Annotated in this window: 13 protein-coding genes and 1 tRNA gene; all 14 read right to left on the reverse strand. The window is 42.0% G+C overall.

Features of this window, described 5'->3' with window-relative positions:
* Positions 1-113: 113 nt before the first annotated feature.
* The 14 genes from fusA to NLF92_RS04180 all read right to left on the reverse strand — a co-directional run bounded on the left by fusA (position 114) and on the right by NLF92_RS04180 (position 17,960).
* A complete protein-coding gene (fusA, locus tag NLF92_RS04115) occupies positions 114-2,216 on the reverse strand; it encodes an elongation factor G (protein WP_254099188.1) in 2,103 nt (700 codons plus the stop codon).
* Between the two features lie 27 nt (positions 2,217-2,243).
* The gene (rpsG, locus tag NLF92_RS04120; protein WP_010181834.1) at positions 2,244-2,714 is read right to left on the reverse strand and encodes a 30S ribosomal protein S7; all 471 of its coding nucleotides are present in this window, start codon (positions 2,712-2,714) and stop codon (positions 2,244-2,246) included.
* A 75-nt stretch (positions 2,715-2,789) separates the two neighbouring features.
* The gene (gene rpsL / locus NLF92_RS04125; RefSeq protein WP_254099190.1) at positions 2,790-3,164 is read right to left on the reverse strand and encodes a 30S ribosomal protein S12; all 375 of its coding nucleotides are present in this window, start codon (positions 3,162-3,164) and stop codon (positions 2,790-2,792) included.
* Positions 3,165-3,349: 185 nt separating this feature from the next.
* Positions 3,350-7,537, reverse strand: coding sequence for a DNA-directed RNA polymerase subunit beta' (rpoC, locus tag NLF92_RS04130; RefSeq protein ID WP_254099192.1), 4,188 nt, complete (start codon positions 7,535-7,537; stop codon positions 3,350-3,352).
* A gap of 93 nt (positions 7,538-7,630) precedes the next feature.
* Positions 7,631-11,659, reverse strand: coding sequence for a DNA-directed RNA polymerase subunit beta (gene rpoB / locus NLF92_RS04135; protein WP_254099380.1), 4,029 nt, complete (start codon positions 11,657-11,659; stop codon positions 7,631-7,633).
* Between the two features lie 227 nt (positions 11,660-11,886).
* Entirely contained in the window at positions 11,887-12,258 is a 372-nt protein-coding gene (gene rplL, locus NLF92_RS04140; protein ID WP_254099194.1) for a 50S ribosomal protein L7/L12, read from the reverse strand.
* Between the two features lie 56 nt (positions 12,259-12,314).
* Positions 12,315-12,833: a 50S ribosomal protein L10 gene (rplJ, locus tag NLF92_RS04145; protein ID WP_254099196.1), complete on the reverse strand. Its 519-nt coding sequence runs from the start codon at positions 12,831-12,833 to the stop codon at positions 12,315-12,317.
* 306 nt (positions 12,834-13,139) lie between these two features.
* The gene (gene rplA / locus NLF92_RS04150; protein ID WP_254099198.1) at positions 13,140-13,835 is read right to left on the reverse strand and encodes a 50S ribosomal protein L1; all 696 of its coding nucleotides are present in this window, start codon (positions 13,833-13,835) and stop codon (positions 13,140-13,142) included.
* 2 nt (positions 13,836-13,837) lie between these two features.
* On the reverse strand, positions 13,838-14,269 hold the full coding sequence (gene rplK / locus NLF92_RS04155; RefSeq protein WP_254099200.1) for a 50S ribosomal protein L11: 432 nt from the start codon (positions 14,267-14,269) through the stop codon (positions 13,838-13,840).
* Between the two features lie 323 nt (positions 14,270-14,592).
* Positions 14,593-15,126: a transcription termination/antitermination protein NusG gene (nusG, locus tag NLF92_RS04160; protein ID WP_254099202.1), complete on the reverse strand. Its 534-nt coding sequence runs from the start codon at positions 15,124-15,126 to the stop codon at positions 14,593-14,595.
* A gap of 3 nt (positions 15,127-15,129) precedes the next feature.
* The gene (gene secE / locus NLF92_RS04165; protein ID WP_254099204.1) at positions 15,130-15,507 is read right to left on the reverse strand and encodes a preprotein translocase subunit SecE; all 378 of its coding nucleotides are present in this window, start codon (positions 15,505-15,507) and stop codon (positions 15,130-15,132) included.
* Positions 15,508-15,548: 41 nt separating this feature from the next.
* Positions 15,549-15,625: transfer RNA gene (locus tag NLF92_RS04170), tRNA-Trp, on the reverse strand.
* 140 nt (positions 15,626-15,765) lie between these two features.
* Complete coding sequence (locus tag NLF92_RS04175) at positions 15,766-16,107, reverse strand: hypothetical protein (protein WP_254099207.1); 342 nt, start codon at positions 16,105-16,107, stop codon at positions 15,766-15,768.
* Between the two features lie 11 nt (positions 16,108-16,118).
* On the reverse strand, positions 16,119-17,960 hold the full coding sequence (locus tag NLF92_RS04180; protein ID WP_254099209.1) for an ABC transporter ATP-binding protein: 1,842 nt from the start codon (positions 17,958-17,960) through the stop codon (positions 16,119-16,121).
* Positions 17,961-17,973 lie beyond the last annotated feature (13 nt).

A 17,973-nucleotide genomic window follows, 5' to 3' on the forward strand; every position in this document is an offset into this window, starting at 1 on the left:
TACCTACGTTTACGTGCGGTTTCGTACGTTCAAACTTTTCTTTTGCCATTTTTCTCGTTTCCTAGTTAAAAAGACCGACCCATAAACAGACCGGACCGAACCTTCTCTTAAGATTATTGACGGGCTTCGATAATAGCTTTAGCGACATTGTTTGGCGCTTCAGAATAATTAAAGAATTCCATCGAATAGGACGCACGGCCTTGCGTTGCAGAACGCAGGTCAGTTGCATATCCAAACATTTCTGAAAGTGGCACTTTAGCACGAACAATTTTGATACCTGCTACACCCTCTTCCATTCCTTCGATCATGCCGCGACGACGATTTAGGTCACCGACAACATCACCCATCCACTCTTCTGGAGTGGTTACTTCTACTTTCATTGTAGGCTCTAAAAGCACAGGAGAGGCATCTAATGCACCCTTCTTGAAACCCATAGAACCTGCAATTTTAAACGCCATTTCTGAACTGTCAACATCATGATAAGAACCATCAAACAATGTTACCTTTACATCCAGCATGGGATAACCCGCTAACACACCTGATCTTAGTTGCTCTTGCACACCTTTATCAACTGCAGGGATATAATCTTTTGGTACGACTCCGCCAACGATTTCGTTAACAAATTCATAACCACCGCCCTCTTCAAGTGGTTCTATTTTAAGCCATACGTGACCGTACTGACCTTTACCACCTGATTGACGAACGAATTTACCTTCAACTTCTACCGAACTACGAATCGTCTCACGATAAGCAACTTGTGGTTTACCCACATTACACTCAACACTGAATTCACGTTTCATTCGGTCAACAATGATGTCTAAATGTAACTCACCCATACCAGAAATAATGGTTTGTGCCGACTCTTCATCTGTATGCACACGGAATGAAGGATCTTCCGCAGAAAGTTTGTTTAGTGCAACACCCATTTTTTCTTGATCGGGCTTGGAACGAGGTTCTACTGCAATAGAGATGACAGGTTCAGGGAACTCCATACGCTCTAATGTAATTACATTACCCGCATCACATAAGGTATCACCAGTAGTCACATCCTTCATGCCGATAGCGGCAGCAATATCACCTGCTCTTACTTCTTTTAATTCTTCACGGTCATTTGCGTGCATTTGTACAATACGACCAAAACGTTCTCTTTTACCTTTGACTGGGTTATATACAGTATCGCCAGTTTTAACGACTCCCGAATACACACGGAAAAAAGTCAAAGTACCGACAAATGGGTCTGTAGCAATCTTGAATGCCAACGCAGAAAATGGTTCATCATCACCAGCAAGACGCTGTGCCTCTGATTCATCTTTGTCATCCAGAATACCCGTAATTGGTTTTACTTCTGTAGGGGATGGCAAGAAATCAATTACTGCATCTAGTACCGCTTGAACGCCTTTGTTTTTGAATGCAGAACCACACGTCGCTAACACAATTTCATTGTTTAGTGTACGTGTGCGTAAACCTGACTTTATTTCAGCTTCAGTCAGTTCTGCACCATCTAAATATTTATCCATTAATTCATCAGATGCTTCTGCCGCGGCTTCTACCATCTCAGTTCTCAACTCAGTGGCACGGTCTAACAAATCTGCAGGAATGTCTTCATAAGTGAACGTCGTCCCCTTATCTGCTTCATTCCAGTTAATGGCTTTCATTTTTAATAAATCTATCACACCAGAAAATGTTTCTTCGGCTCCGATGTTTAGGTGAATGGGTACACATTGTGCGCCTAAGCGATTACGGATTTGTTCCACAACACGCTCAAAATCAGCTCCAGCTCTGTCCATCTTGTTTACAAATACCATGCGAGGCACTTCGTATTTGTCCGCTTGACGCCATACTGTTTCTGATTGTGGTTCTACACCTGATGAACCACAGAAGACAACAACCGCACCATCTAAGACTCGAAGGGAACGTTCTACTTCAATAGTGAAGTCGACGTGCCCCGGAGTATCTATGATATTAATGCGGTGTTGTTCATATTGCTGCTCCATACCTGCCCAAAAGCAGGTAGTAGCCGCAGAGGTAATAGTGATCCCACGCTCTTGCTCTTGTTCCATCCAGTCCATAGTGGCGGCACCATCATGTACTTCACCAATTTTGTGAGACATTCCGGTATAGAATAGAACACGTTCCGTAGTCGTCGTTTTGCCTGCATCTACGTGCGCACAAATGCCGATATTACGGTAACGTTCGATAGGAGTTTTGCGAGCCATATTATCCTCTTTATAGTTCTGCTTAGACTACCAACGGTAGTGAGCAAACGCTTTGTTTGCTTCAGCCATACGGTGCACGTCTTCACGTTTCTTAACCGCAGAACCTTTATTTTCAGATGCATCTAACATCTCAGCAGCTAGGCGTTGAGCCATAGACTTTTCGCCACGTTTACGCGAAGCTTCTACTAACCAACGCATACCTAACGCGTTACGACGAACTGGACGAACTTCAACTGGTACTTGGTACGTTGAACCACCAACACGACGAGACTTAACTTCGACAGTTGGACGGATGTTCTCTAGTGCATCTTCAAATACGTCTAGGTGTGGTTTGCTAGTTTTTTCAGCAACAATGTCAAGCGCGCCATAAACGATCTTTTCAGCTGTTGATTTTTTGCCGTCGAGCATTACGACATTCATGAATTTAGCAAGTAATTCAGATTTGAATTTCGGATCAGGTAAGATTTTACGCTGTCCTACGACTCTTCTTCTAGGCATTTTAATTCTCCGTAGAAATTTCAGGATATCCCCAAAACTTAAATTTAATAGTTTGGCCTTACTAACGGAGAACCGTTAAGATTTTGGCCTTTTTGCACCGTACTTAGAACGGGCTTGACGACGATCGTTTACACCAGCGCAATCTAATGTACCGCGAACTGTGTGATAACGAACACCTGGTAAATCTTTAACACGACCACCACGGATTAATACCACGCTGTGCTCTTGTAAGTTGTGACCTTCACCACCGATATATGAAGAAACTTCAAAACCGTTAGTTAAACGAACACGACATACTTTACGTAATGCAGAGTTCGGCTTCTTTGGCGTAGTTGTATATACACGAGTACATACACCACGACGTTGTGGGCAAGCTTCTAATGCAGCAACGTTGCTTTTTACAACGGGCTTTTTACGAGGCTTACGCACTAACTGGTTAACTGTTGCCATTAACTAGCTCCTGAGTAAGTAAAATTTAAGTAATACGACATGTATTACCCACGTACATGTTTTATGAAATTGCTCTTTGTCATAAAACAAAAAACCGCGACCAAAGGTTTTCACCTTAATTCGGGTCGCGGAATTCTAATGATCAAACGCTCATATGTCAAGCGTTTGTCGTTTCTCTTAGGTGTCTACTCTTCGTCAGTACTCGGCATATCAGTATCAGCATTCAATGCTTCTGATAATGCAAGTGCTGCTTCGTCAGCAGAAACTGAGATATCTTGTTCAGTCAATTCAGCGGCTTTACGTGCAGCACGTTTTTCGTGATACGCATAACCAGTACCTGCAGGAATCAAACGACCAACAATAACGTTCTCTTTCAAGCCACGTAAGTCATCTTCTTTACCTTGTACTGCAGCTTCCGTAAGAACACGTGTAGTTTCTTGGAAAGATGCTGCTGAAATGAATGATTCAGTCGACAATGATGCTTTTGTGATACCCAATAACTGGATATCGTATTTCGCACCTACTTTACCCGCTGCTTCAAGTTCACGGTTAGCAATTTTAACTTGAGAAACTTCTAACTGCTCGCCTTCAAGGAACTTAGAATCACCGGCATCAGTAATATTACACTTACGTAACATCTGACGGATGACGACTTCAATGTGCTTATCGTTAATTTTTACACCCTGTAAACGATATACTTCTTGTACTTCGTTAACAATGTAATTAGAAACTGCACTTACACCACGTAAACGTAGGATGTCATGAGGAGACTCAGGACCATCAGCAATGACTTCACCTTTGGATACTGTTTCACCCTCAAATACGTTAAGTTGACGCCATTTTGGAATCATCTCTTCGTATGCATCACCGCCTGGAGGAGTAATTAATAAACGTTTCTTACCTTTAGTCTCTTTACCGAATCCGATGACACCAGAGATTTCTGCCAAGATAGCAGGTTCTTTTGGCTTACGAGCTTCAAATAAGTCAGCAACACGTGGTAAACCACCCGTGATATCACGAGTTTTCGATGCTTCTTGAGGAATACGTGCTAATACGTCACCCTCTTTCGCATCCATCCCATTAGTAGCGACGATGGTCGTCAAACTAGGTAAGCGAATTTCTTGTAAACCAAACTCTTCCGATTCTAAGATTAACTTAGGCTCTTTAGCGTTTGCTTTAGATAGGTCTTTCACCACGATTCGGCTTAGACCCGTTAGGTCATCTGTTTGTGTTTCTGTATTTGAATCATCAACATCAGCAAACGTAATTTTCGCTGAACGTTCTGTCACGATTGGGTGACTATGCGGATCCCAGTTAGCGACGACATCACCGCCGTTTACTTTAGAACCATCATCTACAGTCAGAATTGCACCATAAGGTACTTTATAACGTTCTTTCTCACGACCTTGTTCATCGATAACTGTTAACTCAGTTGAACGAGAGATAATAACTAACTTACCATCCTGGTTACGTACTGATTTAGAGTTATGTAACTTCAATGAACCTGTTGTTTTCACTGCTACAGAGTTTTCAGCAGAAGCTCTTGATGCCGCACCACCGATGTGGAATGTACGCATCGTTAACTGTGTACCTGGCTCACCGATTGATTGTGCTGCAATAACACCAACAGCTTCACCGCGACCAACCATATGCCCGCGCGCTAGGTCACGACCATAACAGTTAGCACAAACACCATGATCGTTATCACAAGTGATAACTGAACGCACAATGATTTGGTCAACTGAGTTTGCTTCAAGCATATCTACGAGAGCTTCGTCTAGTAATACATTACGCTCTACTAAGACTTCATCTTCTGTACCTGGCTTAATTACGTCTTGTGCAACCACACGACCTAATACACGCTCACGTAACGGCTCAACAACATCACCACCCTCGATTAGTGGTGTCATAACAACACCTTCTAATGTGCCACAATCGTCATTAGTGATAACTAAATCCTGAGCAACATCAACTAAACGACGAGTTAAGTAACCCGAGTTTGCTGTTTTCAATGCAGTATCGGCTAGACCTTTACGCGCACCGTGAGTAGAGATGAAGTACTGAAGTACGTTTAGACCTTCACGGAAGTTCGCTGTAATTGGTGTTTCGATGATAGAACCATCAGGTTTTGCCATCAGACCACGCATACCAGCTAACTGACGAATCTGCGCCGCACTACCACGAGCACCAGAATCGGCCATCATATATACAGAGTTGAAAGAGCTTTGCTCTTCTTCGTTACCTTCAGCGTTGATAACAGTTTCTTTTTCAAGATTTTCCATCATCGCTTTAGCAACTTTTTCATTTGCTGTAGACCAAATATCGATAACTTTATTGTAGCGCTCACCAGCAGTTACAAGACCTGATTGGAATTGCTCCTGGATTTCTACAACTTCTGCTTCTGCATCATCAATAATGTCTTTCTTGGCATCTGGAATTACCATGTCATTAATACCAACTGACGCACCTGCGATCATCGCATAGTGGAAACCGGTATACATGATTTGGTCAGCTGCAATAACAGTATCTTTTAGACCAAGCTTACGATAACAAACGTTAAGTAAGTTAGAAATCTGCTTCTTTTTCATTGGCTGGTTGATAACTTCGAAATCCAAACCTTTTGGTAGGATTAAAGATAAGATTGCACGACCAACCGTAGTATCTTTTATTGAAGTCTTTTCTTCTTTCTCGCCAGCTTCGTTTACTTCGTATTCTGTAATACGAACTTTTACTCTCGCGTGCAATTCAGCAGTCTCTGTACGATATGCTTTTTCTGCTTCGTGCGGGCTAGAAAAGACCATGCCTTCGCCTTTACCGTTAATACGGTCACGCGTTAGATAGTAAAGACCTAATACAACGTCCTGTGAAGGTACGATGATTGGTTCACCATTCGCTGGAGAAAGAATGTTGTTAGTCGACATCATTAACGCACGAGCTTCTAACTGAGCTTCAATCGTTAATGGTACGTGCACCGCCATTTGGTCACCATCGAAATCGGCGTTAAACGCAGAACATACTAATGGGTGTAAACGGATTGCTTTACCTTCGATCAAGGTTGGTTCAAATGCTTGAATACCAAGACGGTGAAGGGTTGGTGCACGGTTTAATAATACTGGGTGTTCACGAATAACATCATCAAGCACTTCCCATACTTCTGGTGCTTCACGTTCAACTAATTTCTTAGCCGCTTTGATTGTTGTCGCTAAACCACGTGCTTCTAATTTGCCATAGATAAACGGCTTGAATAACTCAAGTGCCATTTTCTTAGGCAGACCACATTGGTGTAAACGCAATGTAGGACCAGCTGTAATAACGGAACGGCCAGAGTAATCAACACGCTTACCCAATAAGTTCTGACGGAAACGACCTTGCTTACCTTTAATCATATCGGCAAGAGATTTTAATGGACGCTTGTTAGAACCGGTAATCGCACGACCACGACGTCCGTTATCTAATAATGCATCAACCGCTTCTTGTAGCATACGTTTTTCATTACGTACGATAATATCCGGAGCTGCTAGGTCAAGTAAGCGCTTCAAACGGTTATTACGGTTAATTACACGACGGTATAAATCATTTAGATCTGATGTCGCAAAACGACCACCATCAAGTGGTACTAATGGACGTAAATCTGGTGGTAAAACTGGTAAAACCGTCATAATCATCCACTCTGGTTTGTTACCAGATTGCTGGAAAGATTCTAACAATTTAAGACGCTTGGTGATTTTTTTACGTTTTGTTTCAGAGTTGATTGACGGTAACTCTTCACGCATCGCTGCAACGTCTGCATCAACATCTAATACTTTCAATAAGTCAAAGACAGCTTCTGCACCCATCTTAGCTTCAAACTCATCACCGTGCTCTTCTAACGCGTCTAGATACTCTTCTTCTGTCAACAAAACAGAACGCTCTAGTGTCGTTAGGCCAGGTTCAGTCACAACATATGATTCGAAATATAAAACACGTTCGATATCACGTAATGTCATATCCAACATTAAACCAATCCGAGATGGTAATGATTTAAGGAACCAAATATGTGCCACTGGGCTAGCTAATTCAATGTGACCCATGCGCTCACGACGCACTTTAGCCAATGTGACTTCAACACCACATTTTTCACAAATTACACCACGGTGCTTAAGACGTTTGTATTTACCACACAAACATTCGTAATCTTTCACCGGGCCAAAGATTCTTGCACAGAACAAACCATCACGCTCTGGCTTGAACGTACGGTAGTTAATAGTTTCTGGCTTTTTAACTTCACCAAACGACCATGAACGAACCATGTCTGGTGATGCCAGACCAATTCGAATATTATCGAATTCTTCTGTTTTGTTTTGTTGCTTTAGAAACTTTAATAAGTCTTTCACTATCTTCTCCCTACGGAGTGGGGTTTAAAGACCCGCCACAGCGGGTCAACCGATCTCTCAAAACAATGCGGTGGCTTGCACCACCGATTGTGCTTACTTTTCTTCTAACTCGATGTTAATACCTAGAGAACGAATTTCTTTCAACAATACGTTGAATGATTCTGGCATCCCAGGCTCCATTCTATGGTCACCGTCTACGATGTTTTTATACATCTTAGTACGGCCGTTAACATCATCAGACTTAACGGTAAGCATTTCTTGTAGCGTATATGCTGCACCGTATGCTTCTAGTGCCCATACTTCCATCTCACCGAAACGCTGACCACCAAACTGAGCTTTACCACCCAATGGTTGCTGCGTAACAAGCGAGTAAGAACCTGTAGAACGCGCATGCATCTTGTCATCAACCAAGTGGTTAAGTTTCAGCATGTACATATAACCTACAGTTACAGGACGTTCAAATGCACGACCAGTACGGCCATCAAACAACGTAATCTGACCACTCTCAGGAATGTCAGCAAGTTTCAGCATGTCTTTGATTTCTGCTTCAGTAGCACCGTCAAACACAGGCGTTGCCACTGGCACACCTTTACGTAAGTTTTCAGCTAAGCGCTTGATTTCATGATCTGTGAACGAATCAATGTCAACTTCTTGCTTAGAGCTACCTAAGTTGTACACCTCTTTTAAGAAACCACGTAATTTGGTCACTTCTTCTTGTTCTTTGATCATGCGGTCAATTTTCACACCTAAACCATGGGCTGCCATGCCTAAGTGAGTTTCAAGAATCTGACCGATGTTCATACGAGATGGTACACCTAGCGGGTTAAGTACGATGTCAACCGGCGTACCGTTTTCATCATAAGGCATATCTTCAACTGGTTGGATAGTCGAGATAACACCTTTGTTACCGTGACGACCAGCCATCTTATCACCAGGTTGGATATGACGTTTCACTGCTAGGTAAACTTTAACAACTTTTAAGACGCCTGGTTGTAGATCATCACCCTGGATGATTTTCTGACGTTTGGCTTCAAGTTTCTTGTCAAAAGTTGCTCGCACTTCTGCATGCTGTTCAGCAGCAGAGTCTAAATCGCTTTGGGCGTTTTCATCTTTTAATGCGATGTCGAACCACTGTTCGCGAGGTGTACTGTTAAGCTTCTCTTCAGTAATACCGTTACCAAGCAAGGTGTTACGAACACGAGCAAAAATACCATCTTCTAAGATTTCTAATTCATCAGAAAGGTCTTTTTTGACTTCACTTAACTGCATCTCTTCGATTTCTTTAGCACGTGCGTCTTTTTCAACACCATCACGTGTAAATACTTGTACGTCAATTACCGTACCTCGAACTGAGTTAGGAACACGTAAAGATGTATCCTTAACATCAGATGCTTTTTCACCGAAAATAGCTCTTAGTAGTTTTTCTTCAGGGGTAAGTTGTGTTTCACCTTTAGGTGTCACTTTACCAACTAATATATCGCCGCCTTTTACTTCAGCACCAATATATACAACACCTGATTCATCTAATTTACCAAGCGCAGATTCACCGACATTAGGTATATCAGCAGAGATTTCTTCTGGACCTAATTTGGTATCACGCGCAACACAACTCAATTCTTGGATGTGTATAGTGGTAAATCTATCTTCTTGAGCTACTCGCTCAGAAATTAAGATTGAATCTTCGAAGTTGTAACCATTCCAAGGCATGAACGCGATACGCATGTTTTGGCCTAATGCTAAATCACCTAGATCCGTAGAAGGACCATCAGCAAGTACATCACCTACCACTACAGGGTCGCCAACGTTACATGTTGGTTTTTGGTTAATACAAGTATTTTGGTTTGAACGGGTGTATTTTGTCAGATTGTAAATATCAATACCGGCTTCACCAGCAGTCATTTCTGACTCATTTACTTTTACAACAATCCGCGACGCATCAACATAGTCGATGGTACCACCACGTTTAGCCACAACTGTTACGCCTGAATCAACCGCTACCGTTCTTTCCATACCTGTACCAACTAAAGGCTTATCAGCTTTTAAAGTTGGCACAGCCTGACGTTGCATGTTGGCACCCATAAGTGCACGGTTTGCATCATCGTGTTCTAAGAACGGGATAATTGATGCAGCAACAGAAACAATCTGTTGTGAAGAGACATCCATGTATTTGATATCTGACTTCTGCATTAATGTTGTTTCGCCACGGTGACGACATGGAATAAGTTCGTCAACTAAGGCATTGTTTTTATCTACTGCTACATTAGCCTGTGCAATCGCATATTGGCCTTCTTCGATAGCAGACAAATAATCAATCTCGTCAGTCACTTGACCATCAACAACTCGACGATATGGCGTTTCTAAAAATCCGTAATCGTTCGTACGTGCAAAAGAAGACAACGAGTTGATTAGACCAATGTTTGGTCCCTCTGGCGTTTCAATTGGGCATACACGACCATAGTGAGTTGGGTGTACGTCACGGACTTCAAAACCTGCACGTTCACGAGTCAAACCACCCGGACCTAATGCAGAAATACGACGTTTGTGAGTCACTTCAGATAATGGATTATTTTGATCCATAAACTGTGATAACTGACTTGAACCAAAGAACTCTTTAACCGCTGCTGAAATTGGCTTGGCGTTAATTAAGTCCTGAGGCATAACATTGTCAAGATCACCTAAACTTAGGCGCTCTTTAACAGCACGCTCAACACGTACTAAACCAACACGGAATTGGTTTTCTGCCATTTCGCCAACACTACGGATACGACGGTTACCTAAGTGATCAATATCATCAACTTCATCTTTACCATCACGAATAGTGATTAGCTGTTTCATGACTGAAACGATGTCATCTTTACTTAATGTACCTGCGCCTTCAATTTCTTCACGTCCTAAACGACGGTTGAACTTCATACGACCTACTGCTGATAAATCATAACGTTCTTCTGCAAAGAACAAGTTCTCGAATAAAGTTTCAGCGGCGTCTTTTGTTGGTGGCTCACCAGGACGCATCATACGGTAGATTTCAACCAATGCTGTTAAGCGGTCAGTCGTCGAATCTACGCGTAAAGTATCAGAGATGTATGAACCATGATCGAGTTCATTGATGTATAAAGTAGCAAATTCAGTAATACCAGCTGCTTTTATATTTTCTAGAATCTCTAGTGTCAACTCTGCGTTTGCGTCAGCAATTAGTTCACCAGACTCTTCATTAACTAGGCTGCGTTTTAACACACGACCTAAAATATATTCTGCAGGTACTTCTAGTTCAGTAATCTTCGCTTTTTCTAATGCACGAGTATGACGTGCAGAAATACGACGACCTTGTTCAACTAGAACATTACCTTCACCATCAATAATATCAAATTGTGCAGTTTCACCACGTAAGCGGTCAGGCACAACTTGCATCATAGTTTTATCGTCAGTAAGACGAATTTGTACATCTTCGTAGAATAAATCTAAGATTTCTTCTGTTGAATATTCTAATGCACGTAAGATAATCGACGCTGGAAGTTTACGACGTCTATCTATACGGACAAATAAATTATCTTTTGGATCGAATTCAAAGTCTAACCAAGAACCACGGTAAGGAATAACACGTGCGTTATATAACACTTTACCTGAAGAGTGAGTCTTACCTTTGTCATGATCAAAGAAAACACCTGGTGAACGATGTAACTGAGAAACGATAACACGCTCAGTACCATTGATCACAAATGTGCCATTCTCTGTCATTAATGGGATTTCACCCATGTAGACTTCTTGTTCTTTGATATCTTTTACAGTACCTGGTGCCGCTTCTTTATCGAACAATACTAAACGTAATTTTACGCGTAATGGTGCTGAATACGTCACACTACGGATTTGACATTCACGCACGTCAAATACTGGCTCACCTAAACGGTAGCTCACGTACTGTAGCTCTGAATTCCCTGAATAACTCTTGATCGGGAAGACTGAACCGAATGCTGCTTCTAAGCCTTTATTGCTATCGCCATTGACGTCAATAAACTTCTTAAAAGAATCCAGTTGAATTGAAAGGAGGTATGGAATATCCAATACCTGAGGGCGTTTGCCAAAATCCTTACGGATACGTTTCTTTTCGCTATAAGAGTAAACCATGGGTTCCTCAGCCTGCTGATATTTGACCCGACCTGCTGCTATCAAAATAGCAACAAACTCCCAGACCTCTTGTTTTTCTCCAATATGTGCCACTGTTAGGTGACTTGGATTTACGCTAGATGTAGACCAAGAAAGAGGGTATAAAATCTTGTATGTCTACAGCGCAAAAAAGCAGGTGAACAAAAATTCACCTGCTTTTGCCATTTCTGGCATTAAGTAAGAATTACTTACTTAACTTCAACTTCAGCGCCAGCTTCCGCTAAAGTGTTTTTCAACTCTTCAGCTTCTTCTTTAGATACGCCTTCTTTGATAGCTTTAGGAGCAGACTCAACTACTTCTTTAGCTTCTTTAAGACCTAGGCCTGTTGCTGCACGTACTGCTTTGATTACTGCAACTTTGTTTGCGCCGATACCCGTAAGTACAACGTCAAACTCAGTTTGTTCAGCAGCTGCTTCAGCCGCTGGACCAGCTGCAGCTACTGCTACTGCTGCAGTTGCTTCAACACCGAATTTCTCTTCAGCTGCTTCGATTAGCTCAACCAATTCCATAACTGGCATTTCAGCAATCGCGTTTAAAATATCATCTTTAGTTAGAGCCATTTCTCTAAACTCCTGGAGTTAATGTTAATATAAAATAGTTTGCCAAAAACGAAAACTTATTTTTCGTCTTTGATCGCCGCCAATACACGCACAAATTTGGTAGGTACTTCGTTGATTGTTTGAACGAATTTGCCAACCGGTGCTTTGAAGGTAGCAAGTAGTTTCGCTAATGCTTCGTCTCTTGTTGGTAATGAAGCTACTGCATCCAATTTTTCAGGACCCAATAAACCGCTACCAATAGATAACGCTGTTACTTTAAGCTTATCGTTTTCTTTACCGAAGTCTTTGAAAAGACGTGCCGCACCACCTGGTGCTTCGATAGAGAAACCGTAAATTAAAGGACCAGTTAAAGCACTGTCGAGGTCTGCGAATTTTGAATCGGCTAATGCACGTTTAGCAAGAGTGTTACGAATTACTTTTAAGTAAACACCTTGTTCACGGGCTTTAATACGAAGTTCAGTTAATTCACCTACTTCCATCCCACGGTATTCTGCGACGGCAACGGATAGAGCTTGAGATGCGACATCGGATACTTCCGCTACGATCTCTTTTTTTGCTGCTAAGCCTAGTGCCACTGCGTTCACCTTCTTTTTAATCTGACTTTGTAAATAAACTTACGCCGTCAGGGTTCACAGATTGATAAATACAACATGTATTTACCGCTCTACGGTGTTCGATTACCCCAGAGAGTCTGAGTCCGTACCACCGTCTGCGTAGGCTGTTACATTAAGATGATTGTTAGTGTCTTAGTTCTCTTACCTCTAAGACCAATCATCACCTACGGTCTTGGACGGGAACTTATAGTCATACACGTATGCACAATAAGCTCCAACCCATAACCTTTTACAAGAGACGCTGTTCCTAAAAACAGCGGGCTGAAATTAAGCGTCTAATGAAGACTGGTCTACTGTTAGACCTGCACCCATTGTAGTAGATAAGCTTACTTTCTGAATAAATGTACCTTTAGCTGAAGAAGGCTTCGCTTTCTTCAATGCTTCGATAAGTGCATTTAAGTTACCAGCAATTGCTGCTTCATCAAACGCGATCTTACCAATGCTAGCATGAATGATACCATTTTTATCGTTACGATATTGTACCTGACCAGATTTAGCATTTTTAACAGCTGTAGCAACGTCTGGCGTTACTGTACCTGTTTTAGGATTAGGCATTAGACCACGTGGACCTAAGATTTGACCTAGTTGACCAACAACACGCATCGCGTCTGGGCTAGCAACTACAACGTCAAAGTTCATTTCGCCTTTCTTAACTTGCTCTGCTAAGTCTTCCATACCAACAATGTCAGCACCGGCTTCTTTAGCAGCTTCAGCATTAGCACCCTGAGTGAATACCGCAACACGAACGTCTTTACCAGTTCCGTTAGGTAGTACAGTTGCACCACGAACGTTTTGGTCAGATTTACGTGCATCGATACCAAGATTGATAGCAACATCAATACTTTCAGGGAATTTCGCTGTCGATAATTCTTTTAATAAAGCAACCGCTTCATTGATTTGATATTCTTTACCCGCTTCTACTTTCTCACGGATGTTGCGCATGCGCTTAGATAATTTAGCCATGATTATACGCCCTCTACATTCAAGCCCATGCTACGAGCTGAGCCCGCGATGGTGCGTACTGCTGCGTCTAAATCAGCCGCAGTAAGATCTGGTTCTTTTGTTTTAGCAATTTCTTCTAATTGCTCGCGCGTCACTGTACCCACTTTTTCAGTGTTAGGACGACCAGAACCACTCTTGATACCAGCAGCTTTCTTAAGTAAGAATGATGCAGGAGGAGTTTTTGTTACGAATGTGAAAGAACGGTCTTCGTATACAGTAATTTCTACTGGTACTGGAGCGCCTTTTTCTAAAGAATCTGTTTTTGCATTAAATGCTTTACAGAATTCCATGATGTTTACACCGTGTTGACCTAGTGCAGGACCAACTGGTGGACTTGGGTTTGCAGCACCAGCTGCAACTTGTAGCTTGATTAAGCCGCTAATTTTCTTAGCCATTTTCAACTCTCTCGTATGTGGGTTGTGCGCCTACGTTAGTTTGAGATAACAACGATCTGAGGCTCCCCACGCAAATAAAGGGACGCGGATTATATGCAATTAACTGGCCGTTGTAAAGTCCTAACCCAACAAAATTTGTACTCTGCCAATATGCAACAACGACATTACATGTAAAATGTTACGCCTTAGTTACAAATTCCTTACCTGTGTTATGGGGTTGCCATAGCCACCATTGTAACTACCGCAAAAAACAACTACCGCCAAAAACAAAAAACCAGCTTAGTTCAGTAAGCTGGTTTTTTGATATTCTGATATTTTGAAGCTTAGTTCTTTTCGACTTGACCAAACTCTAGTTCTACCGGTGTAGAACGACCGAAAATAAGTACAGATACTTTCAGGCGAGATTTTTCATAATCCACCTCTTCGATGGTACCTTCAAAGTCTGCGAATGGACCTTCAGTAACACGAACCAATTCACCAGGCTCAAACATAGTTTTAGGTTTAGGCGAATCTGCATTTTCTTCAAGACGATTTAAGATAGCGTCAGCTTCTCTTTTGGTAATTGGCATTGGACGGTCAGAAGTCCCACCAATAAAACCAAGTACACGTGGTACAGATTTAACCAAATGCCATGAATCTTCATTCATTTCCATCTCAACAAGCACATAACCTGGGAAAAACTTCCGTTCCGATTTACGTTTTTGCCCCGCACGCATCTCTACAACTTCTTCTGTAGGGACTAATATCTCGCCGAAGTGCTCTTCCATTGCATTGGTTTTGATGTGTTCTAATAATGTTTTTTGTACACGTGCTTCATAACCAGAAAAAGCTTGTACTACGTACCAACGTTTAGCCATAATTTAGATCCCTATTCCTGTAATGAAACCTACTAGACGAACAAGTATGCCATCTATTCCCCATAGGACTAGTGCCATTACTAAAGTCGCTGCTAGAACGATAAGTGTTGTTTGTGTTGCTTCTTGGCGGTTTGGCCATACTACTTTGCGTACTTCAGTACGCGAATCTTTGGCGTAAGTAAGGAATCGTGAGCCTTTGTCAGTTGTCGCGGCAATAAAACCAGCGATAACCACTGTAGCTAATGCTGCAAGAGCACGATATAAAACGGATATTTCCGCATAATAATGATTAGCTGCGACCAAGCCACTTAGCAGAATAAATACTACTAGCCATTTAGCCGTATCTAAGCCATTTGAAGACTTTTCTACATTTTCACTCATTACTTACTTCCTACATATAAACAGGTTAAACCTGCCGAAAGTGGCAGGGGCGGAGGGATTCGAACCCCCAACCATCGGTTTTGGAGACCGCTGTTCTACCAATTGGAACTACGCCCCTGTTGCTTTTAAAACATGTTTTAGAACATATTTCACAAAATTCGCTTACACCTAGATTGTCAAAACCAAATAAAATTTTAAAGGGAAATACAATGAAGGGATGCGCATTATACTTACCCATGGTAATTATTCAAACTTTATTTACGTTTTGCGTTTGGTTTCTTTTGGAAGAGGGCCACAGACGACCCGCTCTTCGCCTAAGTTGTAAATGTTATTGATTGCCACATACGTCCCCGAAACTACACCGGTAAGCGGCACTAAAATAAGGCCACTAACACTGAAATATAACCCAGCGTCATCATGCGCATTGTAAATACGCAAGGTTTTGCGGTCACTGGAGATTTCGCAGCGATTGACGTTTGTGGTATCGACTGCTGGCATAACAATACATCCCGCAATACTGAAAACACAGCTTGCAACTAGCCCACTACTAAGAATTTTTTTCAATAATTTACTTTGATACTTATCAATACTTCTGATCATGTTACACATGCTCACTCTAGACCCAAAAATCCACCCGTCTGGTGCTCCCATAATTTGGCATAAATTCCGTTCAATGCCAATAGTTCTGCATGTGAGCCTGACTCAACAATTTTCCCCTCATCAAGGACAATTAAACGGTCCATCTTGGCTATAGTAGATAAACGATGTGCAATTGCTAAAACCGTTTTGTCTACCATAATTTTTTCTAAGCCTTCTTGGATAGCTGCCTCGACTTCAGAATCTAGTGCTGAAGTCGCTTCATCAAGAATCAAAATAGGCGCATCTTTTAACATGACCCTGGCGATAGCAATCCGCTGCCGTTGCCCTCCCGATAGTTTGACTCCACGCTCTCCGACATGCGCAGCAAACCCCACACGACCGCTGGCATCGGACAAGCGCTCAATAAATTCGAGTGCTTCAGCCTGCCTAGCAGCTGTCAGCAACTCTTCTTCAGTGGCATCTTCCTTGCCATAAATAATATTATCGCGGACTGAACGGTGCATTAAGGAAGTATCTTGAGTGACCATAGAGATCTGTGCTCTTAGATCTTCTTGGGCTAAAGACTGAATCGATTGGCCGTCAATTTTGATACTGCCAGATTGGATGTCATAGAACCGTAAAAGCAAGTTCACTAACGTCGATTTTCCGGAACCTGAGCGTCCTACTAACCCGACTTTTTCACCCGGTTTTATATGCAATGATAAATCGTTGAACACCTGAATGGGTGGATTGTTTTGTACTGGATAAGCAAAGTTAACCTGTTCTATATCGATTGCACCACCGGCTAAATTCAATTTCTTAGGTTCCGCTTGATCTTGGATCGCGATCGGAACCGCGAGTGAATTGATCCCATCTTGTACCGTACCAATATTTTCAAAAATTGAAGAAACTTCCCACATAATCCATTGTGATATACCGTTTAATCGCAATGCCAAGGACACCGCCACAGCCAATGCGCCACCACTCATTATTCCCATTGTCCAAGAATTAACTGCTAAAGCGGTCACCGTAAAGACTAAAATCACATTAGCAATCCACACACAGCTATACAGTATTGTTGCTAAGCGCATTTGTGGATGCACCGTTTCTAAGAAACCATTCATGCCCTCCTTTGCATAAGCTTCTTCGCGTGCTGAATGAGAAAACAACTTAACTGTCATAATGTTGGTGTAACTATCTACAATCCGTCCAGTCATAATGGAACGAGCGTCTGCTTGTTTTTTCGAAACACGCTTTAAACGGGGTAATAAGATCCGCAGAATCAAAATGTAAACGATTAACCAAACAACAAAAGGCAAGGCCAATAAAGGATCGGTATTAAACACCAAGACTAAAATAGACAGGAAATAAACACAGATATAGACCATGAGATCTAAGAGCTTCATCACTGTTTCACGTACCGCCAAAGCAGTTTGCATAACCTTGGTTGCGACTCGACCCGCAAATTCATCTTGGAAATAAGACAATGATTGACGCAAGACATACTGATGGGCCAACCAACGGATCCGCATTGGGTAATTACCGAGAAGCGATTGATGCGTGAGACACGATTTTATAATGACCATACCCGGTAAAATTAACAAAAGCGCCAATGACATCCATAGTAAACTGGATGATTCCTCGGCTAAAAATGTTTCCGGATCGCGGGTCGAAAACCAGTCAACCATCTGCCCTAGATAACCAAACAAAGCGACTTCGAGCATGGCAATACACGCTGAAAGAACCGAAATACAGAAAAGGACAGGCCAGACACCCTTTGAATAATGCGCACAAAAAGCAAAAACACCTTGAGGTGGTTGTGTTAAGTTTGTTTTTGGAAAAGGTTGGATTAGGTTTTCAAACCAAGCAAACATAGTAAGACCTGTT

The organism is Opacimonas viscosa, assembly GCF_024199005.1.
In the GTDB taxonomy this organism is placed as follows: Bacteria; Pseudomonadota; Gammaproteobacteria; order Enterobacterales; family Alteromonadaceae; genus Opacimonas; species Opacimonas viscosa.